We start from the raw sequence: 25156 nt of genomic DNA on the forward strand, positions 1-25156 counted from the left end.
ACGTTTCATTCTTGCTTCTCCTCTTTATTGTACGGTTTCCCTTGTAAAAAATCGACCAATATTGTTTTGCTCGGCACTATTTCTTTGTTATAGTATAAAAGGTACTTAATTACGTATTGGAGGAGAAGTATAGTGGATCGCGAATTGGCATTAGAGATTGTACGTGTTACCGAAGCTGCTGCATTAGCTTCAGCACAATGGATGGGCAGAGGTAAAAAAAATGAAGCAGATGGCGCTGCAACAAAAGCAATGCGCACAATGTTTGATTCTATTAACATGGACGGCATTGTTGTAATTGGCGAAGGCGAATTAGACGAAGCACCTATGTTATACATTGGGGAAAAACTAGGAACTGGATACGGTCCTAAAGTAGATGTTGCTGTTGATCCATTAGAAGGGACAAACATCGTCGCAAAAGGTCATCCAAATGCAATGGCAATTATCGCTGTTGCAGATAAAGGAACATTACTTCATGCTCCTGATATGTATATGGAGAAAATTGCAGTTGGGAAAAATGCCGCTGGCAAAATTTCATTAGATGATCCAATTGAGAAAACAATTGATATTGTCGCAGAAGCGAACAACAAGCGAGTTCATGATCTTACTGTTATTATCCAAGAGCGTCCTCGTCATGACGAGCTAGTAGAACGCATCCGCGCAAAAGGCGCTCGCGTGAAATTCTTCGGTGATGGTGATGTTGCTGCCGCAATTGCTACAGCATTACCACAAACAGGTGTTGATTTATTCATTGGTACTGGTGGTGCACCAGAAGGGGTCATTTCTGCCGCTGCACTAAAGAGCTTAGGCGGAGATATGCAAGCACGCCTTGTTCCAATGAATGAAGAAGAAGAAACTCGTTGCCGACAAATGGGATTAGAAAATCCCCGTCAACTCCTTCGCCTAGAAGACCTTGTTAAAGGTGATGATGCTATCTTTGCTGCAACAGGTGTATCATCTGGCGAGTTATTAGAAGGGGTAACATTCCTTGGCGGTGGTGTTGCAGAAACACACTCTATTATCATGCGCTCGAAAACAAGAACAGTACGTTACATAAAGGCTCATCATCATTTAGATCATAAGCCTAATTTACAAATGGACTTATAGAAATTCCACAGAAATAAGGGAGGATTATCCATGTCAGAACGCTTTTACTTATATGATCAAACATCTGATACAAAAACACGTTTTATAAGTTTCATGGGCGAAGAACAACGTCATGATTTTGCACTTCTTTATTCAGATCAATATTATGGCAAAACAGTTGTACTAGATATTCAGCGTAATCGCTTTGCTATTATTGGGCACGATGACTTAAATGAACCTGGTTACATCGAATATGCATTCCAAGTAGATGAAGCAGTTGCAGAAGAAATGACAGACTTTTTACGTGAAGTAATTTAATTAATAAAACGACAAAAGGATAGCTATTTAGCTATCCTTTTGGTTTTTATTCTCGACATTCTTTACTTTCTTTACAACGAAATAGGGACATCCAAAGTTACAGAATTCATATAAATACTCCGATAACGTACTAATCTTTGTATCATGAGAGGCACGTTGGTTACCGTCCTCAAAAAATCCACGTAAACGTAACTGGCTGTATCCCCAATCCCCGACAATATAATCATATTTATTTAAAATCTCTGCATAACGCGCTTTAAACGCCTCTTCATTAAAACCTTCTCTATAATCCCTTACCAATTCGTACGATACATTATTAATCGTAATCATCTTCTCACCTCTGCTTACTTCCATTAACGACCATTTTCTTAAGATTATCATAAACAATGCAATCTAACAAATTGAAAATACGAAAAAACATCCCCCATTTGCCAGACAGGAAAAAGAGGGATGTTATCATTAATTTGCTTGGTCTTGCTTTACTTGATCTAATCGCTCTTTCGCTGATACAACTTGCTCATCTGCGTGGTAAGAAGAACGTACAAGTGGGCCAGATTCACAGTGGCTAAATCCTTTGCTTAGCGCAATTTCTTTAAACTCTGCAAATTCTTCTGGCGTGTAATATTTCTCAACAGCTAAATGTTTCTTCGTTGGCTGTAAATATTGACCAATTGTCATAATATCTACGTTGTTTGCACGTAAATCATCCATTGTTTCAATAATTTCTTCACGTGTTTCACCAAGACCAATCATTAAGCTTGATTTCGTTGGAATTTTTGAATTCATTTCTTTTCCGCGACGTAAGAATTCTAATGAACGCTCATATGTTGCTTTTGCACGTACACGGTCTGACAAGCGACGTACTGTCTCAATATTGTGGTTTAAGATATCTGGCTTCGCATCTAATAAAATTTGTAGATTCTCTTCTACACCACCCATATCAGAAGGAAGAACTTCTACTGATGTGAATGGACTCTTACGGCGAATTGCACGAACTGTTTCAGCGAATACATATGCACCGCCGTCTTTTAAATCATCACGTGCTACAGCTGTGATAACAACGTGCTTTAAATTCATCATCGCTACAGAATCTGCTACGCGTTCTGGTTCTGCTAAATCAAGCTCTGTCGGCAAACCAGTCTTAACAGCACAGAAGCGACAAGCACGTGTACAAATATCACCTAAAATCATAAATGTTGCTGTTCTACGAACAGCCCAGCACTCATGGATATTTGGACATTTCGCTTCTTCACAAACGGTGTGAAGCTCTTTACCACGCATCATTTTTTTTAAATCTTTGTAATTGTCATTTGTACGCAGTTTAATTTTTAACCATTCTGGTTTACGCATTGTGTTTGTATTTTTTTTCACTATCATCACTCCGAAATTTACTTGAAAAAGTTATCTCCCTCAAATGTAACATATTTTACATACCAGAAACAAAGAAAATGTTTTTTTTTCTAATTTCCAAATTTTTATCCTTATGATTGTACCTAGAAATCACACACTATGTTATAGAAATATAATCATTCACTGATGAAAGAAGGGAGGTCTCTATCAATGAAAAAGGTTATTCTACTCTCTTGTCTATTATGTATCTTTCTTACCTTACAAGTAAAGGCTGAATCCGAAAAAAATGTGCTACAAGAACGAATGGCTCTATATAAAAAGATGGAATCCATAACGTTTGTCCCTTGGTTTTACTATGCTGCCATTGATCAATACGAACGAAACATACGTAGTGTACGTCGTGACATTCCTAAGCAATCCTCTGGTTCAATTGCTATATACATACGACCAGAGATATGGAGTGGTGGCTTAAATCCAACTACAAATGATACAAATCCAGTTACAATTTCGCTATTTGGTGGTGTCGGAAAAGATGGAAATGGTGACGGTCAAGCAGATTCAACAAATGATGAAGATATTCTACGAACGTTTGTTGATTACTTACACCTTCAGCATACAGATAGAGAGCATTTAAAAATAAAGTTATGGCGCTATTACAAACGTGCCAAAACAGTTGAACTCATCACTCAATATGCCCAACTGTATGAAAAATATAATACACTTGATATTCGAGGAAATGCATTCCCCCTTCCTCTTCACTACAATTATAGCTACCGCAGTACATGGGGCGACCGCCGTAGTTTTGGTGGATTACGTATTCATGAAGGAACCGATATTTTTGCTAATTACGGGACACCTGTACGTGCTACGTGCTACGGAATTGTCGAAATTAAAGGATGGAATCGACTTGGTGGCTGGCGTATTGGCATTCGAGATTTATACAACAATTATTACTATTACGCACACCTCGGTGGCTTCTCTAAAGAAATACGACTTGGACAAATTGTTGAACCTGGTACTGTCATCGGATTTGTCGGTAGCACAGGTTACGGTCCACCTGGTACAGCTGGGAAATTCCCGCCACACCTCCACTTTGGGATGTACAAAGACAATGGATATACCGAGTGGTCCTTTGATCCATATCCGCATTTACGATTATGGGAGAAACAAGATCGTCTCAAACAAAAAAGGAAGCATTAATTGCTTCCTTTTGTTTGTTTATCAACCGGAATAGGGATGAAGTTCCCGTTACTTCCTCCAAAATATTGAGGCACCTCTCCTTGTATCATTTGTGTTGTAATAGGAATGGTTGTATCTACTTTGAATTTCTCACTAACGAATGGAAGAATGACCTGAATGTCTACTTGTACAGAAATCCCTATTTCTACAAATGTATTATTAATTCCTGAAGGGGTCGCTCTCTGTACAACATCCGTTTGCACATCACCAATTGTCGTGAATCTCACCGGAATCTTCGGACCTAATGTTGCAAGTAAAGAGTTATTTGTCACCATCCCAAGTGGCATTTCATAAACAATACCATCTGCAAGCTTCTCTTTATCCTGTACTTTCATACTGTCTGCTAACCCTAACTCTTCAAAATTCCCTTTCTTCGCCTCATGGAGGGAATGCTGAATATTCTCTGTTACAGCACTTAAAAGTTTATTTGTAAGCGCCGTATTATATTGAATAATTGCTGCTTTTCCATTTGCTCTCTCTGTCACTTCCATCACTTTTGTCATATCCAAATTTTCTTGTACTTGCTCTTCAACAGCCTTTCGTATCACTGCTGTAGCCATTTCCTTTGATTCTATTTCTGCATAAGCCATTAGTGGCTTTGAAATGCTTTTATTAATCAAAAATAGTAACAAAACAAGAACTGTGAAAATAGATCCTATCCATATCATAACTTTGCGTGACTTTGGCATCGCTCTTCTACTAGAGAAGTTTCGTTTCGGTTTAAATTTATAGGCACGAAATTTACTCATACAAAAACCCCCTCTTCACATGCTTATGCAAAAAGGGGGACAATAATCATATCATTTTTAATAATGCTTCTTTCCCAATCATACCGACTGTAATTCCTTGTTTTTCTGCTTCAATCGTTATCGATTCTAGCGGTGCATGTAATAATTGGTCAATTGTTTTGACACCAACTGCTCTTCCAGCTAAAATACCACGGTCTTTTAGCTTATCATTTAAGAGTGCCACGTCCAACGCCCCGCACATAATGTAACCTTTATCACTCATCACCGCGAGTAGATTTGTCTTTGGCAACTGTACTGATACAGCTGTAAATGAATGATTATCGATCGTAATTGGATACAAAGATACCAATTTTTTCACGCTCCTTCCTTTCTTACTGTATGAAAGGAGCAGAATTTGGTGTCACTTATTTAGTAATTTCAATTTCCATTCTACAACATCACGTAATAACTCTGGCATGTAATATTCCTTCTCTAGCGCTTCTTGTAACTCTGGGAAGAGAAAGCCAAATGTGAACATATCAAGCGTACCTATTGTATATTGCTCCTCATCTTGTAAGCGGGCCCCATTCACATATATGTCGTCATCTTGGACAATCAAGCCGTCATATACCATTCTTCCCATTACTTTCCCTCTAAAGCCAAGGCCTTTCACTTCTAGACGCTCCATCTCCTCTTCCTTAGCTCGCTCCACAACCGTACGTAACGTGCGCCCTAACAAGACCAGACGGCAAGGATTAATAGGATGAGGACAAATACGATGAATATCTTCTTTCGTCACTATACCAGCTTTAAGAGGCTCTAAAAGAACACCAGCATTAATCATGGATACATCCGCATCACACCACTCTTTAATCGCTTCTGCAAGGAGAGAAGTAAAGGGAGAAACATTAAACCACTCTAAGGGTAAATCTTCTTTTAGAAGAAGGTTTGCTTGGTGAAGGTACTGTTTACTTTGTTGTTCTAATGCTCGTAACGTTTCCTGCACTTCGCTGCTCTCTTCTTGTAAACTATCTGTTGGAATCGTTACTGCAGTCTTACTTAACAATCGTTTCGTTATAGTATCTATCGTTAATGTTACATGTCCGATATAATGCCCATACTTTTCCGCACAACATAGTAACGTATGACCAACAAGCTTCCCATTTTCAAATAAGTGATGTGTATGTGCACCAAGAATAACATCAATCACCGGAAAACGTTTCGCAATTTCTTCATCATCTCGTTTGCCAAGATGAGATAAGAGGATTACTACATTTACTCGCCCCTTCAATTCCTCCACAGCCTTTTCTAATGCAACGTATGGATCTTGAATCTCCCATCCGAGCTTCTCATAAAACAATGGATACTGAACCGTAATACCAATAACTCCAATCTTTGTATCATCCTGTAAGGAATAAATTGTATATGGCTTTGTCCATGAAGGAAGCCTTTCTTGTTCAAACAAATTAGCAACAAGCACTTCAAAATTTGCATCTTCATACAATTCATCTAACATGCTTTTGGAAAGAGTAATCCCTTCATTATTCCCTATTGTCACATAGTCATAATTCGCTTGATTTAATAACGCTACATTCCCTTTCCCGTTCGTTCCTTCTGTAATGAGATGCGAACGATCCACATGATCTCCAATATCAACAAGTAACACTTCTTCCCCTTTAGCTTGATGGTAATTCTTCTTATCTTCTATGTATCGAACAATCTTCGGCCACTGCTCAAAGTGACTATGAATATCATTCGTATGATATATATGTAAAACCGTTGTATTCAGATTAAACACCCCCAATACGAAATAGAAAGAGAAACTCTCTATTTTCTATTATAGCGCATTTAAAAAAAGGAACGACAGAAGATGAATCGTCATGCTTATAGACAATAGTTGTACAGTATCTCCACTATGCTGACGAAAAGAATAGAAGAAGGAAAAAGATTGATGAGGATTAGCGAAATATCTCTCCCTATTACACAAAATACGTTAGGTTCGCCAATTAAGTAGACAGTAATTATTCATAAAAGCCCCATCACCCATACAACAAATTCACAATAAACATATAATGAAGGATATATGTACGTAGAAAGGAGAAAGTGATTTTGGTAACATATCGAATCATGTCCTTTGACGGAGGCGGTACTTTAGGTGCTTTAAGTTTACAACTTTTGAACAGGCTAGCTCGACAATCACCCAAATTAATTAGTCGAACCAATGTTTTTGCTGGAAACTCCATCGGTTCATTCACTGCCCTTTCGTTAGCAAGTGGAAGATCGCCAAAGGAAACACTTAAATTTTTTAAGAATAAAATCTTACCAGCATTCAGCGCTGCAAAATCAGGTGGACTTATGTTCAATCAACAGTCTCCTTACTCTCATTTTATCGAAGCGATAGAAACATTTTTCCCACCAACCCTTCGCCTCAAAAACGTAAAAAAACGAATTGTTGTCCCTTCCTTCCAATTATATTCACCAGAGCTAAACCATTCGAATCCTGTACTGTTCCACAACTTCCCTGACTCCCCTTATCTAAATGAGAAAGTAAGTGATGTTATCTTACGCAGTAGCGCTGCTCCGGTAACCTATCAACATTATGTAGATGGTTTTGTCGTTACGACGAATCCTAGTAGTGCTAGCATCGCGTTTGCAGTGAATCAAGAAGGAACGTCATTGGATGAAATTGTGGCATTATCTATTGGCAGCGGTGAAGCCCCACTTCAATTAAGAAAAGATGTAGATAGATGGGGAATGATTGGTACAGATAACATACGAGAAAGTCTTCCTACACATGAGGAAAGCATTTTCAATCGAAGACCTAATGAACTATTACCGCTATTTCTTCAACTTGTTAGCAGTGGTAATGATTATTATGAATCGATGGTAAGTTCTCTTCTTCTAAAAGATCGTTTTTTTCGATTAGATCCAAAAATCCCCAACCTATCTAAAACAGATCCTTCTGTTGTTCCTACCCTTATTAAAATTGCAAACAAAACTGATTTACGAACGACAGTAGCGTTCGTGGAAAAGAACTGGGGATAATCTCAGTTCTTTTCCACAATAGCAGAAGGTGAATTTCAACTATTCCCCTTCTTTCCTCAGAAGAAATCTATTATTCGTACCTTACAGAAATGGATAGAGACTCCACCACCCGACCGAAAAACACTACTAAAAATCGTTCAAAAAGAAGGTGAATGGATTTGTGTGAATTTCGAACGTGAAGTTCTTGTTTCTCCGCAAGCAACCTAAGCCCTCGATTTACATTCACTATCTATACAACAAATACACCACAAACATATATTGAATAATACGTACAATTAGATTAGGAAGGAGAAATTAACCTTGACCAACTATCGAATTATGTCCTTTGATGGAGGCGGTGTCTTAGGTGCGTTAAGTTTACAGCTTTTGAATAGACTAGTTCGACAATCACCCAAATTAATTAGTCAAACGGATGTTTTCGCAGGAAACTCCATCGGTTCATTTACTGCGCTTGCGCTAGCAAGTGGCAGATCACCAAAAGAAACACTTCGCTTTTTTAAAGATCACATTTTACCTGCATTCAGTATCTCCCTACCAGGTGGGCCAGTGTTTAATCAACAACTTCCATATTCCGGTTTTATCGAAGCAATCGAAACATTCTTCCCACCGAACCTTCGTCTCAAAAACTTAAAAAAACGAATTGTTGTCCCCTCCTTTCACTTATACTCACCAGAGTTAGATCGTTGGACACCTGTCCTATTCCACAACTTTCCTGACTCCCCTTATTTAAACGAGAAAGCGAGTGATATCATCTTACGAAGCAGCGCTGCTCCGGCAACACAACAAGCCTATCAAAATTATGTAGATGGATTTGTTGTCACAACGAACCCTAGTACAGCTAGTATTGCATTTGCAGTAGATAAAGAGAAAAAGTCATTAGATGAAATTGCTGTATTATCTATTGGAACAGGGGAGCTCCCACTTCAATTAAGAAGAGATACAGATGGATGGGGAATAATAAGTGCAGATAATCTACGTCCAAAAAATCTAGAGAAACTACCTCCAAATTGGGGAGTTCTTTTCGATCACAAACAAAATGAGCCGTTACTACCATTTCTTCAACTTGTTAGTAATGAAAGTGGCTATTATGAATCGATGGTCAGCTCTCTTCTTCTAGGAAATCGTTTTTTTCGATTGGATCCTCGTATCCCTAACTTTTCTAAGACTGACCCTTCCGTCGTTCCTGCTCTCCTTAAAATTGCGGATAAAGCCGATTTGAAGTCAACAGTAAGATTCATAGAAAGAAACTGGGACTAATATTCGAAATATAAAGCAAGGGGGATCTTCCTTTTTCATAAAAAATAAAAGAAGGCGAACTTCAACAGTTCGCCTTCTTCCTTTAAACCTTTCATATCCAAAGGTTTTCTATTATTAACCGATAGAACCTTCCATCTCAAACTTGATTAGACGGTTCATCTCTACTGCATATTCCATTGGAAGTTCACGAGTGAACGGCTCAATGAAGCCCATTACGATCATTTCTGTCGCTTCTTGCTCAGAAATACCACGGCTCATTAAGTAGAATAACTGCTCTTCTGATACTTTCGATACTTTCGCTTCATGCTCTAATGAAATTTTGTCATTAAGCATTTCGTTGTATGGAATTGTATCAGATGTTGATTGGTTATCCATGATTAACGTATCACACTCGATATTTGAACGTGCACCTTCTGCTTTGCGGCCGAAGTGAACGATACCACGGTATGTTACTTTACCACCTTGCTTCGCAATCGATTTAGAAACGATTGTAGAAGACGTATTAGGTGCTAAGTGAATCATCTTCGCACCAGCATCTTGGTGTTGTCCTTTACCAGCGATAGCGATTGATAGTGTTAAACCACGAGCGCCTTCACCTTTTAAGATAACTGCAGGGTATTTCATCGTTAACTTAGAACCGATGTTACCATCAATCCATTCCATTGTCGCATTCGCTTCACAAACAGCACGCTTTGTAACTAAGTTATAAACGTTGTTTGCCCAGTTCTGGATTGTAGTATAACGGCAATAAGCATCTTTCTTGATGATGATTTCTACTACTGCAGAGTGTAGTGAGTTCGTTGTGTACACAGGAGCTGTACATCCTTCTACGTAGTGTACGTGTGCGCCTTCATCAACGATGATTAATGTACGCTCGAACTGACCCATGTTCTCAGAGTTGATACGGAAGTAAGCTTGAAGCGGCGTATCTACTTTGATTCCTTTTGGTACGTAGATGAATGATCCACCAGACCATACTGCAGAGTTTAACGCTGCGAATTTGTTGTCTGTTGGTGGAATTACTTTTCCAAAGTGCTCACGGAAGATTTCTTCATCTTCTTTTAAAGCTGAATCTGTATCTTTGAAGATGATTCCTAGCTTCTCAAGATCTTCTTGCATGTTGTGGTATACTACCTCAGATTCGTACTGTGCAGATACACCAGCAAGATATTTTTGCTCTGCTTCTGGGATACCTAATTTGTCAAATGTCGCTTTTATTTCTTCAGGTACTTCATCCCATGATTTCTCAGACTTCTCAGATGGTTTTACGTAGTACGTAATCTCATCGAAGTTTAAGTCAGATAGATCTCCACCCCATTGTGGCATCGCCATTTGGTAGAAAAGATCTAATGACTTCAAACGGAAATCAAGCATCCATTGTGGTTCTTCCTTCATGCGTGAAATTTCTTCAACGATTTCTTTCGTTAAACCACGCTTTGAACGGAAAATGGACACGTCTTTATCTTTAAATCCATATTTATAATCACCGATATCAGGCATTTTCTTTGCCATTAACCTGTCCTCCCTTATTCCGATAAATATCAACCAAAAGCCAATACTTACCATTTTAATGAAGAAAGCAGGGGCAGAAGGGCTTATTCGTTAATACCCTTCTCCATCGCTTTCCATGCTAACGTTGCACATTTAATACGTGCTGGAAACTTTGCAACACCTTGTAGTGCTTCAATATCTCCTAAATCAATACTGTCATCGTATTCTTTCCCTTGCATCATATTCGAGAAAATATCAGATAGCTTCAGTGCCTCTTCTAATTTCTTTCCTTTGATAGCTTGTGTCATCATTGAAGCAGATGACATTGAAATAGAGCAACCTTCACCTTGGAACTTTGCTTCTACAACAATGTTGTCTTCTACTTTCATTTGAAGACGAATACGATCACCGCATGTTGGGTTATTTAAATCGATTGTTACACTTCCATCATCAAGTGATCCACGGTTACGCGGATTTTTGTAATGATCCATAATAACTTGGCGATATAGTGTATCTAGATTGTTATTAAAAGACATTTGTGAAGTACTCCTTCGTTTTAATTAGCCCACTTACAAACGTATCAATTTCATCTTTTGTGTTATACACATAGAAACTTGCACGTGCTGTCGAAGATACATTCAACCATTTCATTAATGGTTGTGCACAGTGGTGTCCTGCGCGTACTGCGATACCTTCCATATCTAATACTGTCGCGACATCATGAGGATGCACATCTTCAATATTAAATGTTACAAGGCCTGCACGGTGCTTCGGCCCATAAATTGTTACACCATCCACTTCACTTAGACGCTCTAGTGCATACGCAGCTAACTCGTGCTCGTGGCGTGAAATATTATCCATACCAATCTCTTCTAAGAAATCGACTGCTGCACCTAAACCAATTGCTCCCGCAATGATTGGTGTGCCAGCTTCAAACTTCCACGGAAGCTCTTTCCATGTAGAATCGTATAGATCAACGAAATCAATCATCTCTCCACCAAACTCTACCGGTTCCATTTTCTCTAGAAGAGACTTTTTACCGTATAGAACACCTACTCCAGTCGGTCCACACATTTTGTGGCCTGAAATAGCATAGAAATCACAATCTAAATCTTGTACATCTACTTTCATATGAGGTGTACTTTGTGCACCGTCTACAACCATAATTGCACCATTTTTATGTGCAATTGCAGCCAACTCTTTAATTGGGTTAATTGTTCCAAGTACATTTGATACGTACATAATAGAAACAACTTTCGTATTCGGTGTAATTGTTTTCTCTGCTTCTGCTAAGTCAATTGTACCTTCTGGTGTTAAGTTTAAATACTTTAACGTTGCGCCTGTCGCTTTCGCTACTTGCTGCCACGGAATAATATTACTATGATGCTCCATATATGTGATAACTATTTCGTCACCCTCAGAAAGATTATGACGAGCATACCCCTGTGCTACCATGTTTAACGATGTTGTTGCACCTCGTGTGAAGATTACCTCTTCCACTTTGTCTGCATTGATGAACTTTCTAACCTTCTCACGTGCACCTTCATATGCATCCGTTGCTTTCGTGCCTAACGTATGAACACCACGATGTACGTTTGAATTGTATGAACGATAATAATTATCTAATGCTTCTATTACTTGAATAGGCTTTTGGGAAGTCGCTGAACTGTCCAAATACACAAGCTTTTTCCCATTGACTTCTTGGTCAAGAATCGGAAAATACTTACGGATTTCATTCACATTCATTAGCGAACTTTCCTTTCAATTACCTCGATTAATTGTGTTTTTACTTCTTCAATTGGAAGCTCGTTAACTACTGGAGCTAAGAATCCATGAATAACTAAGCGCTCTGCTTCAGTCTTCTTAATACCACGGCTCATTAAATAGTATAACTGCATTGGATCTACGCGACCTACTGATGCTGCGTGTCCTGCTGTTACATCGTCTTCGTCAATTAGAAGAATTGGATTTGCATCTCCGCGTGCTTTATCATTTAACATTAATACGCGTGATTCTTGTTCTGCGTTCGACTTAGAAGCACCTTGCTTAATATAACCGATGCCGTTAAAGATAGACGTTGCGCTATCCTTCTGTACACCGTGCTTTAAGATGTAGCCTTCTGAAGCTTTACCGTAGTGAACGATTTTTGTTGTGAAGTTTTGTGTTTGATCACCGCGACCTACTGTTACTGTTTTCGTATCAGCGAATGAGTTGTCACCCATTAAGTTCGTGATATTTTCATACACTGTGTCACCTTCGTTCATTAATCCAAGTGCCCACTCAAGCTTACCGTCACGACCTACAATACCACGACGATTTGCGTATGTTGTAATACCTTTTGCTAATGTATCTACTGCACCGAATGATACTTTTGCGTTTTGGCCAACGATAACCTCTGTTACGATGTTCGCGATACCTGCAACTGTATCTTCTGCAATGTAGTTTTCTACGTATGTTACTTCACTGTTATCATCTGCAACAACTAATACGTGGTTGTATAAGTTTGCTTCGCTACCTTCGATGATGAATACAGCTTGAAGTGGCGTTTCTAACACAACATTTTTCGGTACGTACACGAATGAACCACCGTTAACTAATGCTGCGTGTAAAGCTGTTAATTTGTTCTCATCAACGCTTACGCCGTCTTTCATGAAGTACTTTTGTACTAAGTCACTGTGCTCGTTAATAGCTGTTAACATATCTGTGAAGATAACACCTTTTGAAGTAGCCTCTTCAGATAATGCAACAAATCCTTTTGAACCGTGGCGTTGTACTAATACGTTTTTGTTGTCCTCTAAGTTAATAACTTTTTTCACATCGTCACTTAACTCATCTAATGAGCGAACTGGCTCACTTACAACCGCAACAGGACCTTTTCCGAAGAAGTCCCATTTATCGATTTTTGTTTTGTCAGGTGTTGGCATCGCTACTTCAGCAGCCTTCGCAAGGGCTTGTAAGCGAAGCTCAGCCATCCAAGCTGACTCATTACGTTCTACTGAAAGCTTACGAACGTATTCTTGATCAAATGGTAATGTTGTACCGATTGTCATCCTTACTCCTCCTATTCCGCTTACGCTTCAACTGCTTCGTCTTCGATACCAAGCTCTTTCTTAATCCAGTCATATCCTTCTGCTTCTAGGCGTTGTGCTAATTCTGGACCACCAGATTTCACGATACGTCCGTTCATCATTACGTGAACGAAGTCAGGAGTGATATAGTTTAATAAGCGTTGGTAGTGAGTGATCATTAAGCAACCGAACTCACTGCCGCGCATTTCATTGATACCTTTAGAAACGATTTTTAATGCGTCGATGTCTAGACCAGAATCGATTTCATCTAAGATCGCTAATTTTGGTTGTAACATCATTAATTGAAGGATTTCATTACGCTTCTTTTCTCCACCAGAGAAACCTTCATTTAAGTAACGTTGTGCCATTTCTGGATCCATATCTAAGAATTCCATATTCTTATCTAACGTACGGATGAATTTCATTAATGAAATTTCATCGCCTTCTTCACGACGTGCATTAATAGCCGAACGTAAGAAGTCTGCGTTTGTAACACCAGCAATTTCGCTTGGGTATTGCATTGCTAAGAACAGACCAGCTTGAGCGCGCTCATCTACTTCCATTTCTAATACATCTTCACCATCTAACGTAATTGAACCGCTAGTTACCTCATATTTTGGGTGACCCATAATTGCTGAAGAAAGTGTAGATTTACCTGTACCATTTGGCCCCATGATTGCATGGATTTCTCCACCTTTTACTTCAAGGTTAACACCTTTTAAAATTTCTTTGTCCTCGATGGATACGTGTAAGTCCTTAATTGTTAAAGTAGAACCTGACATCATAATACCTCCAATATATCTAGAATGTAATTTTTTTTACTTAATAATTATTACAATATTAATTCTCATTTTATTCTCATTCTAATCTTAATACAAATATAAAGTCTTCGCAACTTCACAGTTTTGTTAAAATTATACGGTCGGGAGAACAATATGTAATACGTATAGCATAGTTATCCATTATAACCAACTTTCAAGAAAATAGCATTATAATAGTGTATATGTTCCCAAAGAAGAACGTGTGCTTTTTCATAAAAAACTACTTTCTTCCTTATTAATAGAAAAAAAGAACCTTCCAAAAAACTATTTCGGAAGATTCTTCATATCCTCTATTTTATTTCCTTGTTCTCTACCAACGAATGTAAACCAATTCGATTGTTTTCTGTAACTGTAACCAAATAAACGTTGTTAAACTTCTTCAATACAGGTTCGCTATCTGGTTTTATAATGTTAAATTCTTCGTACGTGTATAACTTATATTGCGTCTCATTCACACGTTCTGTTTTTTCCAGCTTCGCTGTTACTAGCTCTTCTTTAATTTTCCGATCATATAACGACTTCATATAATCTTTATCTTGTTTATAGGCAGGCCCACTCTCGTCATAATCAGGCTCCACATAAGAGAAAATTCCTGAGTTAATTGCACTTATCGCTGCTTCTAAATGATCTGTAATAAATCTCTCTAAGTCGTCCTCAGATACTTCTTTCTTAAATTCTAACTTGTACCGAGTATTTTTCTTAACCTTTACTTTCTCTGTCTGAACTTTTCCGAAAGGGAATTCTTTTTCTAAGTGAATTTCTACACTACCATCATTCGGTATAGGACCTAATTCCATGGCGCCGTCCTCTAATTTCCCTTTTTCCTCGCCATTTACATACAGTATCCCATCATCTACGTTCGATTGTACCGTAATATAGTGCCCCTTTAATTGTAAATCGACCTTCCTTGGTGTATCTGAATAATTCATTAAGACTACTTCTTTTTCCGTATCTAATGTCACTAAGTCGTCCTTAAACGCCGCTTTAAATTGATACACACCTGGCAAGAAAGGACCTAACTCTTTCGAGAACTCACTTTCATCAGATGTAGCTATTTCCTGCTCTCCGTTATAAACAACCGTTCCTTTTCCATTTGTTGTAACTTCTACATAATACGGTTTCAATTTAAATACATACTTATCAAAAATCCCGAATTTTTTCCCATCTTTCACTAACTCAATTTCTTCGCTTAATCCAAGATTCTCTCCGTTAGTATGATAGACAAATGTTTGTTGTAATCCATTTAAGTACGAAGGGTTTTCTTTAATATAAGATAGAAGAGGCTGTATCCCGTCTTCATCAATCTTCAAGTTAGGATCCTCAGTCATTGCTAAGTCCACGATTGTTTCGGTATCTTCTTCCTGAATCGCTGTCATAAAGCGCTCCATCACCTTCTCTTGGCTGTAATAGCTAGAACCTAACATGTATAAGCCACCGAATAAAATAGCAACCCCTAATCCAATTCCAAGTACTATTTTGTTCTTTTTTGATAATGGCTGTCTCTGTACTTTTTCCGTTGTAAGAATTTCACTTTCTTTCTGTGTTGTTTCTATTTTTGTACCACATTCCTGACAAAACTGAACATCTTCTGTCATCTTATTTCCACATTCTTGACAAAAACTCATGCTGCGCCCCCTATGCCATTCTTTATTCTACATGAAGAAGAACTAGATTCATGTTGCTATGACTCTAGTTCTTTCCTTCCCCTGTACTAACAGGACATACTATTTACTCTATTAAACAATCACTAAAATACCTTAATACTTCTTGCAATAGATTCTATATATGAAGCTAATATAATCCAGTACACAATAACGACCGCTATATTGGCGATTAAAACAGTATATAGCGGATCCAGTCCACCACGATATAGACGAATAAGTGCTAATGTAAAACTCATACTAATTGCTAACATTCCAAGAATAAGGAAAATTGTTGTTAACACAGCTGTTAAGAAACTTAAGACAAATGCAACTGCTAACATAGCAACGACAGGAGTTGCTATTGTTCCCCAAATCGCCAATGTTTCTAAAAATGTATGTTGTGTCTTCATTAGTTTCCCACAAAGGAAGATGATTCCAGCAATAATAGCGAATAAGATTAATAGCATTAAAAATAGTTTAAATGATACTCCAATTGGTGATGGTCCTACATTTCTTGGCATTCCAAAGCCAAACTCACTCACCGATGAACGAAGACCGCTCATCAAACGATAAAATAATGCTGAAAAGAAGAAAGAAATTAAAATTAAACTAATGATACCATTGTTAACTTATAGTGCTTTATTTTGTAGGAAGCGTTGCGGAGAAATCATTACCTCTTTACAAAATTCAACATAATTTCCTGCAAGTTTTTTTGCTTTCTCTACTTGAATGTTTTGTTCATGTTGCACCGCTGATACTTCACGCTCTACATTCACTTGTTGCTCTACTGAAGATGGTGAAGCTCCTGTGTTACTTTCCTGAAGTTTTGCACCACATTTCCCGCAAAACTTCGCATTTTCGGTATTAACCGATTGACAAGAAGGACAATTCATACCTTCTAACACCCCTTTCTTTATACACAAATGTATTTATTACTATATTTATGTAAAATTAACCATATTAAAATTATATCGAAGTAATAATTTTAAATAAAAAAAGCTAGTGTAGTATAACGTACTATACTAGCTTCTTCGATTCTCATTAGTAGCTTAGTTCTTGACTGGGACTACAGAACCTTTATATTCTTCATTAATGAAGTCTTGAATTTCTTTTGAACGTAATACTTCTAATAATGTTTTAATTTCTGCTTTTTCTTTATCGCCTTCACGTACCGCAATAATGTTTACGTAAGGTGAATTTGATTCCTCTAATGCAATTGCGTCTTTCGTCGGAGTAATACCATTATCAATCGCAAAGTTAGAGTTAATTAATACTGCATCACCTTCATTATTTTCAAATGCTTTCGGTAAGAAACTCGCTTCATAATCTGTCGCAAACTTTAAATTCTTTTTGTTTTCAACAATGTGCTTTTGCTCTGCTTTCGTTTTATCTACACCAGCTTCTAATTTAATAAGGCCTGCCTTTTCTAATAATGAAAGCATACGACCATGGTCCGCTACTGAACTGCTCATTAAAATCGTTGCACCTTCTGGAAGTTCTTCTAATGTTTTGTATTTCTTTGAATAGACCCCGATTGGTTCAATGTGTACGCCTCCAGCATTTTCAAACTTATAGCCATGCTCCGCCATCTGCTTATTTAAATACGGGATGTGCTGGAAGAAGTTCGCATCAATTTCTTTATCCGCTAACGCTTTATTTGGTAATACATAATCTTGGAACTCTGTAATTTCTAACTCAATCCCTTTTTCTTTTAAAGCTGGTTTTGCTTTTTCAAGAATAGCGGCATGTGGCACAGAAGATGCACCGATTTTGATTGTTTTTGTTTCCTTTGTCGCTGCGTCTTCTTTCTTTTGTCCGCAAGCTGCTAATGATAATGCAAGTATGGCTGTTAACACGATAAAAATAATTTTTTTCATTTTATTTTCCCCCTTAATTATCGTTTGTCTATCTTTTTCGTAGCATAATCTCCTACGAATTGTATGATGAACACAATTATCAAAATAATAATTGTTGCTACTAACGTGACATCTTCACGGCTGCGTTGGAAACCTTGTAAGAATGCTAAGTTTCCTAATCCTCCAGCACCAATGATTCCAGCCATTGCAGTGAAGCCAACTAATGCAATCGCCGTTACCGTAATGCCAGAAATTAATGCTGGCAATGACTCTGGGAGAAGTACTTTCCACACAATCGTGCTTGTTCTCGCCCCCATTGCTTTTGCTGCTTCAATAACTCCTTTATCAATTTCCTTTAATGCCAGCTCTACAATACGCCCATAGAACGGAGCTGCTCCGAGGATTAACGCTGGTAGTGCCGCATTTGCACCAATAATTGTACCTACCAGTGCTTTCGTAAATGGTATTAATAAAATAACGAGAATGATAAACGGAATCGACCGGAATACGTTAACAAATATACTGACAATCGCATGAATAACTTTGTTCTCCCAAACGTTCTCCTTCGATGTTAAAAATAATAAAAGACCTAATGCTGTTCCTAATATGAATGTCGCAACCGTCGCAATTGTTGTCATATAGACAGTTTGCTCGGTTGCCTCCCACATTTTACTCCAATCTACATTTGGAAATAAGCTACTCATTTGTTATCACCTCTAGTTCTACTTCTTGATTTCGAATATAGGTCGTTGCCTTTTCTATTTCTGCTTGTGCACCAACTAGGTGAATAACAAGTGTTCCATATGCGCCTTGCGCTGTTGGTGAGATTTTCCCTTGAAGAATACTTACATCTACTTGGAAATGTCGAATCAAATGCGTTACAAGTGGTTGCTCCGCTTTTTCGCCAACAAACGTTAGCTTCACAATACACCCGCCTGGATACTTTTTCGCAAATTGTTCAAGCGACTCTTCTGTTCCTTCTTCTCCAGTTAACTGTTGAACGAATCGCTTTGTTATATCTTGTTTCGGATGACGAAATACATTTAATACATTGCCTAACTCAACAATTTTCCCTTTCTCCATAACTGCCACTCGATGACAAATCTTTTGAATAACATGCATCTCATGCGTAATTAAGACAATTGTTAACCCTAAGCTCTTGTTAATCGTTAACAGTAACTCCAAAATAGAATCTGTTGTTTCTGGGTCTAACGCTGATGTCGCCTCATCACAAAGCAACACTTTCGGATTATTTGCTAATGCTCGTGCAATTCCAACACGTTGTTTCTGTCCACCACTCAACTCAGATGGATACGCATCTTCTCTTCCTTCTAAGCCAACTAACTTCACTAGTTCATCTACTCGTTTCAGACGTTCTTCTTTGCTAACACCGGCAATCTCTAGCGGGAATGCAATATTCTCTCGAACTGTACGTGACCAAAGTAAATTAAAATGTTGAAAGATCATCCCAATCTCTTGTCTAGCTAGGCGAAGTTCTTTCCCTCTAATAGAAGAAATAACTCTTCCTGCAATCGTCACTGTTCCAGATGTTGGCTTTTCTAATTGGTTCAATAATCGAATAAGTGAACTTTTCCCTGCACCGCTATAACCAATTACACCAAATATCTCTCCTTGTTGAATTTCTACATTTACATCATCTACCGCAACGATATTTCCTTGTTTTGCTTTATATAACTTTTTCACATGTTCTAATTTAATCATGGTATCTCACCTGCTTCTCTTTGATATCTCCCACTAAAACAAAAAGACCTTCCTACTCATGAGTAGGAAGGTCTTTTCTATCGCACATATATAATAGAAAAATCCTTACCTCTCATCTCTCAAAGCATACGCTTTGCAGGAATTGGCACCATTTCAACTTCTGTTGACGGTTGCCGGGCTTCACAGGGCACAGTCCCTCCACCACTCTTGATAAGAGTATCGTAATATTGTTTATGTTTTAAGTTTTCTAATAATTTGTTATAAGTGTGATTTTATCAGTACACAAAAAAGAAGTCAATTACTTTTTCTAAAAATATTATTTTTTTAGAAAATTGTTTTCGAATGGCTTTGTTAAATGAATAATTGCTTCTAATAATAAAAGATGACGATAACTACCTGTAAATGTGACCTTATTCATTTTTAATAACGTCCGCATTTTCAATGAACTTCCGAGCATTTCAATTACTTCATCCACAATTCCATGAATGACAACATGAGGCAAGACGCCTTCTTTCTCTCGTATATGAATATCCCCTTCTGCAACATGTACCGTGTACGATTCATGTTCTGCGGAAACCTGTACAATCACATCTTGATTTACTAATAGTGGTTGTAAATGAGCACTTTGATGTACCCGATCGATAAGCATAGACAACGCATTCTTTAACATCATCCTCACTCGCCTCTTTTCCATTCTCTTTCTTCTATAATTTCCATGAAAAAAAGGCGAATCCTTTGTCATTCACTCGACATTTACAGACAGATTTATGTACAAATAGCTAAGAAACGCTATATTTTTCTCTTTTATGTAAGTATATGTATTTCATAATTTGTCTCACATTGTTCTCATTCTTACCCCAATCTTCTATCGTCTTCGACCAAGACGGCTTGCTAGTTAGGATGACATGAGTACGATGCTCATCGATTGATTGTAATGTATACGTGATAATCTCACCAAAAGACTCCATGGAATTAGCGCTTTTCACCTCTATGATCCCTTGCTGTTCATCACTATTTAACATTTCGTGTTTCCCTATAACTTGTACAGATTGAAGACATTGTATAAACGCTTCTATGTAAGGTAATTCTATCGTTATGCTTTCAGATGCAACGATTTTCTCCCCAGGTTTCTTCCCCATAGCCTTGTACATCGCTATCGCAAATAACGTCATAAACAGCCCAAATAATCCTCCACTCATCACAGCATGAATTCCTACATCAACAATTGATTTCTCTCCTATATTAAAAAAGAACTGAAAAATCATACATAAACTAGACGTACCTGCGAAAATTTTCACATATGTTTTCAATCTCCCCCCTTACATCCTTTATTCTCTGCAGCATCAAAACTTAATTCTCTTGCTGCTTACGGAAAATCATGTAGTTACAAAATGCAATCATACTTATAGCCAATATGTTTATATAATTATCTTTTACCGCATTCACTAGTCCTTGCATCCATATATCGGCTAGTAGAGCACACACCCACAAAATCATCAAAAATCCCCATATACAGAGGATTATCTTTGTATATTTTTCCATACCGCACCTCAACATACATATTTTAACAAAACATATTAAATCGTACAAATCGACTTATTACACAAAAAAACACCTTACTCAGGTGTTTTCATGTACTGCTTACACGTCATATATACATGTTCAACTGAACGAAACGCGTATACTTTTTCAACCATTTTCCCACCTTGGAAGGCAACTAGGCATGGGACACTTTCAATTTCTAATGCATGTGCTATGGGCTCTACATAATTCACATTGCTCATGCCAATGCACAAGTCTGGAAGTAATTCCTCTACGACACGAAGCATCTTACTCGCCACTTGGCATGTACCACACATCGTTGTATAAAAATATACAAAAACAACTTCTTTCTGCTCTACTACATCTTGTACTTGTTGTAACGTCCATTCTTTCATCAATCGATTACTTCCTTCTCTATCTTAAATACTCCGTATACACATCAATATCTGCACCTAATAGTACACTTGCTAAATGTTGTTTCGGGGCAGTCGCAACTTCGCGATACGATTTATCAATATACAGGTGCTCTGCTTGTGGAAACTCCTTTCGAAATTGCTTCCTCAATTTCTCTCCTGCTTCATCCGCATCCACTAAAACATAGACATCTTTATCATATAATGTATCGACTAATTCGTCTAATTTCGCCAAGCTGATCGTACCATTTGTACATAATATCTCAACAGGTTCTTTGATGAGCATCTCAATTTGTTTCTTATCTGATCTTCCTTCAACAATGATTACTTTTTCCACTTCCATAATCCCCATATTTATCACCAACATTCACATGTTCTTATCTATATAGTTTGTTACATTTTTTTCATTTCATGTTCATACAATTTATTTGTATTGCTTACGAATATCGTCACTTCCTTTCTCTTTTTACTAGTATATTCTTTCTTTTCGTCTTGTTTCCCTTTTTCTCACAAAAATGACTGTACAAAAAAAGAGTAGAAAAGGATGCCTCCCTTCTACTCTTTGCATCTTAACCTTATTCTTTTGTCATTTCCTCGTATTGCTCAGGAGTCATTAAGCCCTCTACTTCTGATGCATCATTTAATTCAACAACAACCATCCATGCTTTCTCGTATGGAGATTCATTCACGAATTCTGGGTTTTCATCAAGATTCGCATTTACTTCTACTACTTTACCGCTTACTGGCGCATAAAGTTCCGAAACAGTCTTAACTGATTCTACACTTCCGAAAGGCTCGTTTGTTGAAAGCTCGTCCCCTACTTCTGGAAGCTCAACGAATACGATGTCACCTAATTCCGACTGTGCGAAATGTGTAATACCGATATAAGCTTTTCCCTCTTCTACTTTTACCCACTCATGCTCCTGTGAATAACGTAATTCTTTTGGTATACTCATTTGATTAACCCCTCACTTTTTATGTATGTGATGAAAACACTATGTGTTTACAACCATTCTTTCTCAAATACATCCTCATTAAAACCAAGCGTGACTTTTTTGCCATCTGTTACGATCGGACGCTTAATTAGCATACCATCTGATGCCAACAATGCTAATAATTCTTCTTCACTTGCTGTAGCCACTTTCTCTTTCACATTAAGCTCGCGATAACGCACACCACTTGTGTTAAAGAATTTCTTTAACTCTAGACCACTGTTCTCAAGTAATTCTTTCAATGTTTCTTTAGAAGGAGTTTGCTCTACAATATGAATCGCTTCATATGCTACTCCCTTCTCCTCGAACCATTTCTTTGCCTTTTGGCATGTTCCACATTTAGGATATGTGTAAAAACGTAACATTTTGTTCACCGCATTTCATTCTAATTTATTGTAGCATGGTACGAGACTTCTTCAACTATGATACGCACCGCTAACTACTATAAATTATAGTAGATTCGCTCTTGATTGCCAAATAATATAAGAAAATAGAATGTATCAAAGACTATTACTACTACTACAGTTTTTTTACTTTATTCATTAGTCCTCTTCATCGTTCATAATTTATTTATTTCAAAAGATAGAATTCATGCCCCTACACAATATAGAGTCAAGCTGGATTTCACTATTTTTATCTATAATCATTTAGATTCGATTCGTTTATTTTCTTGCTTTTACTAAAAAACATTTGTATTCAAATATTATTCAACTGCATTTCATTTCACCTCAACTGTATACTTTGGGGCATAATAAAAACCATATTTATGGTATACAACATATTGAATGAACTGAAGTGAATACATGAAGGATGGACATAACATGGGAGATTTATTATTAATGATGATTGAACGCGTTGGTTTAATCGTTATTTTAGGATTTTTACTTTTACATATTAAGCAGTTCCGTTGGCTACTGCATAAGCAAAACGGCTACAAAGTTAGCTTTATTTTAATTGGCATATTTTCATCATTTACAATCGTAAGTAACTACACAGGGATTGAGATTTCTGGTAATACGATTATGAATAATAATTGGTTACAGGGCGTCTCTTCTTCTAGTACGATTGCCAATACACGTATTATGGGAATTGAGATTAGCGGATTACTTGGAGGTCCGCTCGTTGGAGTAGGGGTAGGATTTATAGCTGGTATTCATCGTTTCGCACTAGGGGGAACTACTGCATTAAGCTGTGCCATTTCTTCTATTTTAGCTGGAGTTGTGACAGGCTATATTGGCTATTTATATCAAAAACGGAATCGCGTTGTAACTCCTAAATTTTCTGCAATGCTTAGTATCTATATGGTATCACTGGAAATGCTTATGATTCTTTTTATAACCGATAACGGCTGGAGTATTATAAAAACTATTGCAATCCCAATGATTATTGTAAATAGTTTTGGAAGTTTTATCCTCTTATCGATGATTCAGTCTATTTTGCGCCAAGAAGAACATGCGAAAGCGATACAAACACATAAAGTATTACTCATTGCCGATAAAACACTTCCGTATTTCCGCCAAGGACTAACGGAAGAATCATGTACCCAGGTAGCACAAATCATTTATCACTTTACAGGAACAGATGCAGTATCTTTAACAGATAGAGAAAAAATATTGGCACATGTTGGATTAGGATCCGACCACCATCTCCCTTCCCACAGCTTAATTACTGAGCTATCAAAAGAGGTGTTAAAGGTTGGGAATATTATGAAAGCTAAGTCACGCGGAGAAATTAATTGTAAGCACGAAGATTGTTTATTGCAAGCCGCGATTGTTATTCCACTCACATCTCGTGGAAAGACAATCGGTACGTTGAAACTTTATTTTAAAGATTCAAATTCATTAAGCCCTGTAGAGGAAGAGCTGGCAGAAGGATTAGCAAAAATCTTCTCAACACAACTCGAGCTTGGAGAAGCAGAACTACAAAGTAAATTATTACAAGATGCAGAAATAAAGGCGCTACAAGCACAAATTAACCCCCACTTTCTTTTTAATGCGATTAATACGGTCTCTGCTTTATGCCGAACAAATGTAGAAAAAGCAAGAAAGTTATTGTTACAGCTAAGCGTTTATTTCCGTTGCAATTTACAAGGTGCAAGGCAGCTTCTTATCCCGTTAGAACAAGAATTAAATCATGTGCATGCATATTTGTCGCTAGAACAAGCCAGATTTCCGAATAAATATGAAGTGAAAACGCACATTCAAGACGAACTACATACTATTTTGCTTCCGCCGTTTGTATTGCAATTATTAGTAGAAAACGCTCTTTGTCATGCTTTTTCTAAAAAACAGCCCATATGTCTAGTTGAAATTCATGTTTATGCCAAACAAAATGGTGTACATTTCAAAGTAAAAGACAATGGTCGAGGGATTGAACCAGGGAAATTAGAACAATTGGGAAAAGCAATTGTATCATCAAAAAAAGGAACAGGAACCGCATTATATAATATTAACGAACGATTAATGGGTTTATTCGGGGACGGCACAACACTTCATATTGCTAGTCAATTGGAAGGAGGAACGGAAGTATCCTTTACCATTCCAACCGAAAGAAAAGAGGGAAGAACGATTGAAAATATTAGTAGTTGA

Annotated in this window: 29 protein-coding genes and 1 riboswitch; of the genes, 6 read left to right on the plus strand and 23 right to left on the minus strand. The window is 37.5% G+C overall.

The genetic code is table 11. The features are described from left to right. The first annotated feature begins 132 nt into the window (after positions 1 to 132). On the plus strand, positions 133 to 1104 hold the full coding sequence (glpX, locus tag IEV41_RS16265; RefSeq protein WP_188389567.1) for a class II fructose-bisphosphatase: 972 nt from the start codon (positions 133 to 135) through the stop codon (positions 1102 to 1104). 30 nt (positions 1105 to 1134) lie between these two features. After that, complete coding sequence (locus IEV41_RS16270) at positions 1135 to 1401, plus strand: DUF3055 domain-containing protein (RefSeq protein ID WP_188389568.1); 267 nt, start codon at positions 1135 to 1137, stop codon at positions 1399 to 1401. 27 nt (positions 1402 to 1428) lie between these two features. Here IEV41_RS16270 and IEV41_RS16275 read toward each other — a convergent pair whose 3' ends face one another. Together IEV41_RS16275 and lipA are read right to left on the minus strand one after the other, a co-directional pair. Next, a complete protein-coding gene (locus IEV41_RS16275) occupies positions 1429 to 1755 on the minus strand; it encodes a YutD family protein (protein ID WP_188389719.1) in 327 nt (108 codons plus the stop codon). Positions 1756 to 1860: 105 nt separating this feature from the next. Further along, entirely contained in the window at positions 1861 to 2772 is a 912-nt protein-coding gene (gene lipA / locus IEV41_RS16280; RefSeq protein WP_268235149.1) for a lipoyl synthase, read from the minus strand. 189 nt (positions 2773 to 2961) lie between these two features. Between lipA and IEV41_RS16285 the strand changes: the two genes are divergently transcribed. Continuing rightward, a complete protein-coding gene (locus IEV41_RS16285; protein WP_188389570.1) occupies positions 2962 to 3951 on the plus strand; it encodes a M23 family metallopeptidase in 990 nt (329 codons plus the stop codon). Here the strand turns inward: IEV41_RS16285 and yunB are convergent. From yunB to IEV41_RS16300, 3 genes are read right to left on the minus strand one after another with little or no spacing between them, the layout of a single operon-like run. Next, positions 3948 to 4739, minus strand: a complete 792-nt coding sequence (gene yunB / locus IEV41_RS16290; protein ID WP_188389571.1) for a sporulation protein YunB — start codon at positions 4737 to 4739, stop codon at positions 3948 to 3950. The two genes, IEV41_RS16285 and yunB, sit on opposite strands and share 4 nt — an antisense overlap. 46 nt (positions 4740 to 4785) lie before the next feature. Next, the gene (locus IEV41_RS16295; RefSeq protein WP_188389720.1) at positions 4786 to 5088 is read right to left on the minus strand and encodes a YunC family protein; all 303 of its coding nucleotides are present in this window, start codon (positions 5086 to 5088) and stop codon (positions 4786 to 4788) included. A gap of 51 nt (positions 5089 to 5139) precedes the next feature. Next, positions 5140 to 6516 carry a bifunctional metallophosphatase/5'-nucleotidase gene (locus IEV41_RS16300; RefSeq protein WP_229722274.1) on the minus strand — a complete coding sequence of 459 codons (1377 nt, stop codon included), beginning with the start codon at positions 6514 to 6516 and terminating at the stop codon, positions 5140 to 5142. A gap of 311 nt (positions 6517 to 6827) precedes the next feature. Between IEV41_RS16300 and IEV41_RS16305 the strand changes: the two genes are divergently transcribed. Together IEV41_RS16305 and cotR are read left to right on the plus strand one after the other, a co-directional pair. Beyond that, entirely contained in the window at positions 6828 to 7763 is a 936-nt protein-coding gene (locus IEV41_RS16305) for a patatin-like phospholipase family protein (RefSeq protein WP_188389572.1), read from the plus strand. 300 nt (positions 7764 to 8063) lie between these two features. Next, positions 8064 to 9020 (plus strand): sporulation hydrolase CotR, encoded by a 957-nt coding sequence (gene cotR / locus IEV41_RS16310; RefSeq protein ID WP_188389573.1) that lies wholly within the window; start codon positions 8064 to 8066, stop codon positions 9018 to 9020. Between the two features lie 114 nt (positions 9021 to 9134). On the opposite strand, the gene sufB is transcribed toward cotR, so the two are convergent. From sufB to IEV41_RS16400, 18 genes are all read right to left on the minus strand, one after another. Next, entirely contained in the window at positions 9135 to 10532 is a 1398-nt protein-coding gene (gene sufB, locus IEV41_RS16315; protein ID WP_188389574.1) for a Fe-S cluster assembly protein SufB, read from the minus strand. 83 nt (positions 10533 to 10615) lie between these two features. Then, positions 10616 to 11047: a Fe-S cluster assembly sulfur transfer protein SufU gene (gene sufU / locus IEV41_RS16320; RefSeq protein ID WP_188389575.1), complete on the minus strand. Its 432-nt coding sequence runs from the start codon at positions 11045 to 11047 to the stop codon at positions 10616 to 10618. Then, the gene (locus tag IEV41_RS16325; protein ID WP_188389576.1) at positions 11037 to 12257 is read right to left on the minus strand and encodes a cysteine desulfurase; all 1221 of its coding nucleotides are present in this window, start codon (positions 12255 to 12257) and stop codon (positions 11037 to 11039) included. Before IEV41_RS16325 ends, sufU begins: the two co-directional genes overlap by 11 nt. Continuing rightward, complete coding sequence (sufD, locus tag IEV41_RS16330) at positions 12257 to 13561, minus strand: Fe-S cluster assembly protein SufD (RefSeq protein ID WP_188389577.1); 1305 nt, start codon at positions 13559 to 13561, stop codon at positions 12257 to 12259. Before sufD ends, IEV41_RS16325 begins: the two co-directional genes overlap by 1 nt. A 20-nt stretch (positions 13562 to 13581) precedes the next feature. Then, the gene (gene sufC / locus IEV41_RS16335; RefSeq protein WP_188389578.1) at positions 13582 to 14361 is read right to left on the minus strand and encodes a Fe-S cluster assembly ATPase SufC; all 780 of its coding nucleotides are present in this window, start codon (positions 14359 to 14361) and stop codon (positions 13582 to 13584) included. Between the two features lie 329 nt (positions 14362 to 14690). Then, on the minus strand, positions 14691 to 16025 hold the full coding sequence (locus IEV41_RS16340) for a zinc ribbon domain-containing protein (RefSeq protein ID WP_188389579.1): 1335 nt from the start codon (positions 16023 to 16025) through the stop codon (positions 14691 to 14693). Between the two features lie 122 nt (positions 16026 to 16147). After that, on the minus strand, positions 16148 to 16660 hold the full coding sequence (locus IEV41_RS16345) for a hypothetical protein (RefSeq protein WP_505891279.1): 513 nt from the start codon (positions 16658 to 16660) through the stop codon (positions 16148 to 16150). A gap of 12 nt (positions 16661 to 16672) precedes the next feature. Then, positions 16673 to 16936, minus strand: a complete 264-nt coding sequence (locus tag IEV41_RS16350) for a zinc ribbon domain-containing protein (protein WP_188389581.1) — start codon at positions 16934 to 16936, stop codon at positions 16673 to 16675. 156 nt (positions 16937 to 17092) lie between these two features. After that, a complete protein-coding gene (locus IEV41_RS16355; RefSeq protein WP_188389582.1) occupies positions 17093 to 17920 on the minus strand; it encodes a MetQ/NlpA family ABC transporter substrate-binding protein in 828 nt (275 codons plus the stop codon). Positions 17921 to 17937: 17 nt separating this feature from the next. Beyond that, positions 17938 to 18603, minus strand: coding sequence for a methionine ABC transporter permease (locus IEV41_RS16360; RefSeq protein WP_188389583.1), 666 nt, complete (start codon positions 18601 to 18603; stop codon positions 17938 to 17940). Next, positions 18596 to 19621, minus strand: a complete 1026-nt coding sequence (locus IEV41_RS16365) for a methionine ABC transporter ATP-binding protein (RefSeq protein ID WP_188389584.1) — start codon at positions 19619 to 19621, stop codon at positions 18596 to 18598. Before IEV41_RS16365 ends, IEV41_RS16360 begins: the two co-directional genes overlap by 8 nt. A 109-nt stretch (positions 19622 to 19730) precedes the next feature. Further along, a riboswitch (SAM riboswitch) is annotated at positions 19731 to 19838 on the minus strand. 99 nt (positions 19839 to 19937) lie between these two features. After that, entirely contained in the window at positions 19938 to 20294 is a 357-nt protein-coding gene (locus IEV41_RS16370) for a hypothetical protein (RefSeq protein WP_188389585.1), read from the minus strand. Between the two features lie 106 nt (positions 20295 to 20400). Then, complete coding sequence (locus IEV41_RS16375) at positions 20401 to 20931, minus strand: hypothetical protein (protein ID WP_188389586.1); 531 nt, start codon at positions 20929 to 20931, stop codon at positions 20401 to 20403. A gap of 40 nt (positions 20932 to 20971) precedes the next feature. Beyond that, positions 20972 to 21118, minus strand: a complete 147-nt coding sequence (locus IEV41_RS16380) for a hypothetical protein (protein WP_188389587.1) — start codon at positions 21116 to 21118, stop codon at positions 20972 to 20974. A 119-nt stretch (positions 21119 to 21237) separates the two neighbouring features. Beyond that, positions 21238 to 21558 (minus strand): thioredoxin family protein, encoded by a 321-nt coding sequence (locus IEV41_RS16385; protein ID WP_188389722.1) that lies wholly within the window; start codon positions 21556 to 21558, stop codon positions 21238 to 21240. A 19-nt stretch (positions 21559 to 21577) separates the two neighbouring features. Beyond that, entirely contained in the window at positions 21578 to 21922 is a 345-nt protein-coding gene (locus tag IEV41_RS16390; RefSeq protein ID WP_188389723.1) for a toprim domain-containing protein, read from the minus strand. A 229-nt stretch (positions 21923 to 22151) separates the two neighbouring features. After that, positions 22152 to 22532, minus strand: coding sequence for a glycine cleavage system protein GcvH (gcvH, locus tag IEV41_RS16395; RefSeq protein ID WP_188389588.1), 381 nt, complete (start codon positions 22530 to 22532; stop codon positions 22152 to 22154). 47 nt (positions 22533 to 22579) lie between these two features. Continuing rightward, a complete protein-coding gene (locus IEV41_RS16400) occupies positions 22580 to 22933 on the minus strand; it encodes an arsenate reductase family protein (protein WP_188389724.1) in 354 nt (117 codons plus the stop codon). Positions 22934 to 23389: 456 nt separating this feature from the next. Between IEV41_RS16400 and IEV41_RS16405 the strand changes: the two genes are divergently transcribed. Beyond that, positions 23390 to 25156: a sensor histidine kinase gene (locus IEV41_RS16405; RefSeq protein ID WP_188389589.1), complete on the plus strand. Its 1767-nt coding sequence runs from the start codon at positions 23390 to 23392 to the stop codon at positions 25154 to 25156.

Origin of the sequence: Priestia taiwanensis (assembly GCF_014638355.1) — a bacterium.
GTDB lineage: Bacteria > Bacillota > Bacilli > Bacillales > Bacillaceae_G > Priestia_D > Priestia_D taiwanensis.

What these genes read in the sequence shown, in the direction of transcription:
- IEV41_RS16270 (WP_188389568.1), top strand. Translation starts at nt 1,135, where the DNA reads ATGTCAGAACGCTTTTACTTATATGATCAAACATCTGATACAAAAACA.
- IEV41_RS16275 (WP_188389719.1), bottom strand. Translation starts at nt 1,755, where the DNA reads ATGGAAGTAAGCAGAGGTGAGAAGATGATTACGATTAATAATGTATCG.
- IEV41_RS16285 (WP_188389570.1), top strand. Translation starts at nt 2,962, where the DNA reads ATGAAAAAGGTTATTCTACTCTCTTGTCTATTATGTATCTTTCTTACC.
- yunB (WP_188389571.1), bottom strand. Translation starts at nt 4,739, where the DNA reads ATGAGTAAATTTCGTGCCTATAAATTTAAACCGAAACGAAACTTCTCT.
- sufB (WP_188389574.1), bottom strand. Translation starts at nt 10,532, where the DNA reads ATGGCAAAGAAAATGCCTGATATCGGTGATTATAAATATGGATTTAAA.
- sufU (WP_188389575.1), bottom strand. Translation starts at nt 11,047, where the DNA reads ATGTCTTTTAATAACAATCTAGATACACTATATCGCCAAGTTATTATG.
- IEV41_RS16325 (WP_188389576.1), bottom strand. Translation starts at nt 12,257, where the DNA reads ATGAATGTGAATGAAATCCGTAAGTATTTTCCGATTCTTGACCAAGAA.
- sufD (WP_188389577.1), bottom strand. Translation starts at nt 13,561, where the DNA reads ATGACAATCGGTACAACATTACCATTTGATCAAGAATACGTTCGTAAG.
- sufC (WP_188389578.1), bottom strand. Translation starts at nt 14,361, where the DNA reads ATGTCAGGTTCTACTTTAACAATTAAGGACTTACACGTATCCATCGAG.
- IEV41_RS16340 (WP_188389579.1), bottom strand. Translation starts at nt 16,025, where the DNA reads ATGAGTTTTTGTCAAGAATGTGGAAATAAGATGACAGAAGATGTTCAG.
- IEV41_RS16350 (WP_188389581.1), bottom strand. Translation starts at nt 16,936, where the DNA reads ATGAATTGTCCTTCTTGTCAATCGGTTAATACCGAAAATGCGAAGTTT.
- IEV41_RS16355 (WP_188389582.1), bottom strand. Translation starts at nt 17,920, where the DNA reads ATGAAAAAAATTATTTTTATCGTGTTAACAGCCATACTTGCATTATCA.
- IEV41_RS16360 (WP_188389583.1), bottom strand. Translation starts at nt 18,603, where the DNA reads ATGAGTAGCTTATTTCCAAATGTAGATTGGAGTAAAATGTGGGAGGCA.
- IEV41_RS16365 (WP_188389584.1), bottom strand. Translation starts at nt 19,621, where the DNA reads ATGATTAAATTAGAACATGTGAAAAAGTTATATAAAGCAAAACAAGGA.
- IEV41_RS16370 (WP_188389585.1), bottom strand. Translation starts at nt 20,294, where the DNA reads ATGATGTTAAAGAATGCGTTGTCTATGCTTATCGATCGGGTACATCAA.
- IEV41_RS16380 (WP_188389587.1), bottom strand. Translation starts at nt 21,118, where the DNA reads ATGATTTTGTGGGTGTGTGCTCTACTAGCCGATATATGGATGCAAGGA.
- IEV41_RS16385 (WP_188389722.1), bottom strand. Translation starts at nt 21,558, where the DNA reads ATGAAAGAATGGACGTTACAACAAGTACAAGATGTAGTAGAGCAGAAA.
- gcvH (WP_188389588.1), bottom strand. Translation starts at nt 22,532, where the DNA reads ATGAGTATACCAAAAGAATTACGTTATTCACAGGAGCATGAGTGGGTA.
- IEV41_RS16400 (WP_188389724.1), bottom strand. Translation starts at nt 22,933, where the DNA reads ATGTTACGTTTTTACACATATCCTAAATGTGGAACATGCCAAAAGGCA.
- IEV41_RS16405 (WP_188389589.1), top strand. Translation starts at nt 23,390, where the DNA reads ATGGGAGATTTATTATTAATGATGATTGAACGCGTTGGTTTAATCGTT.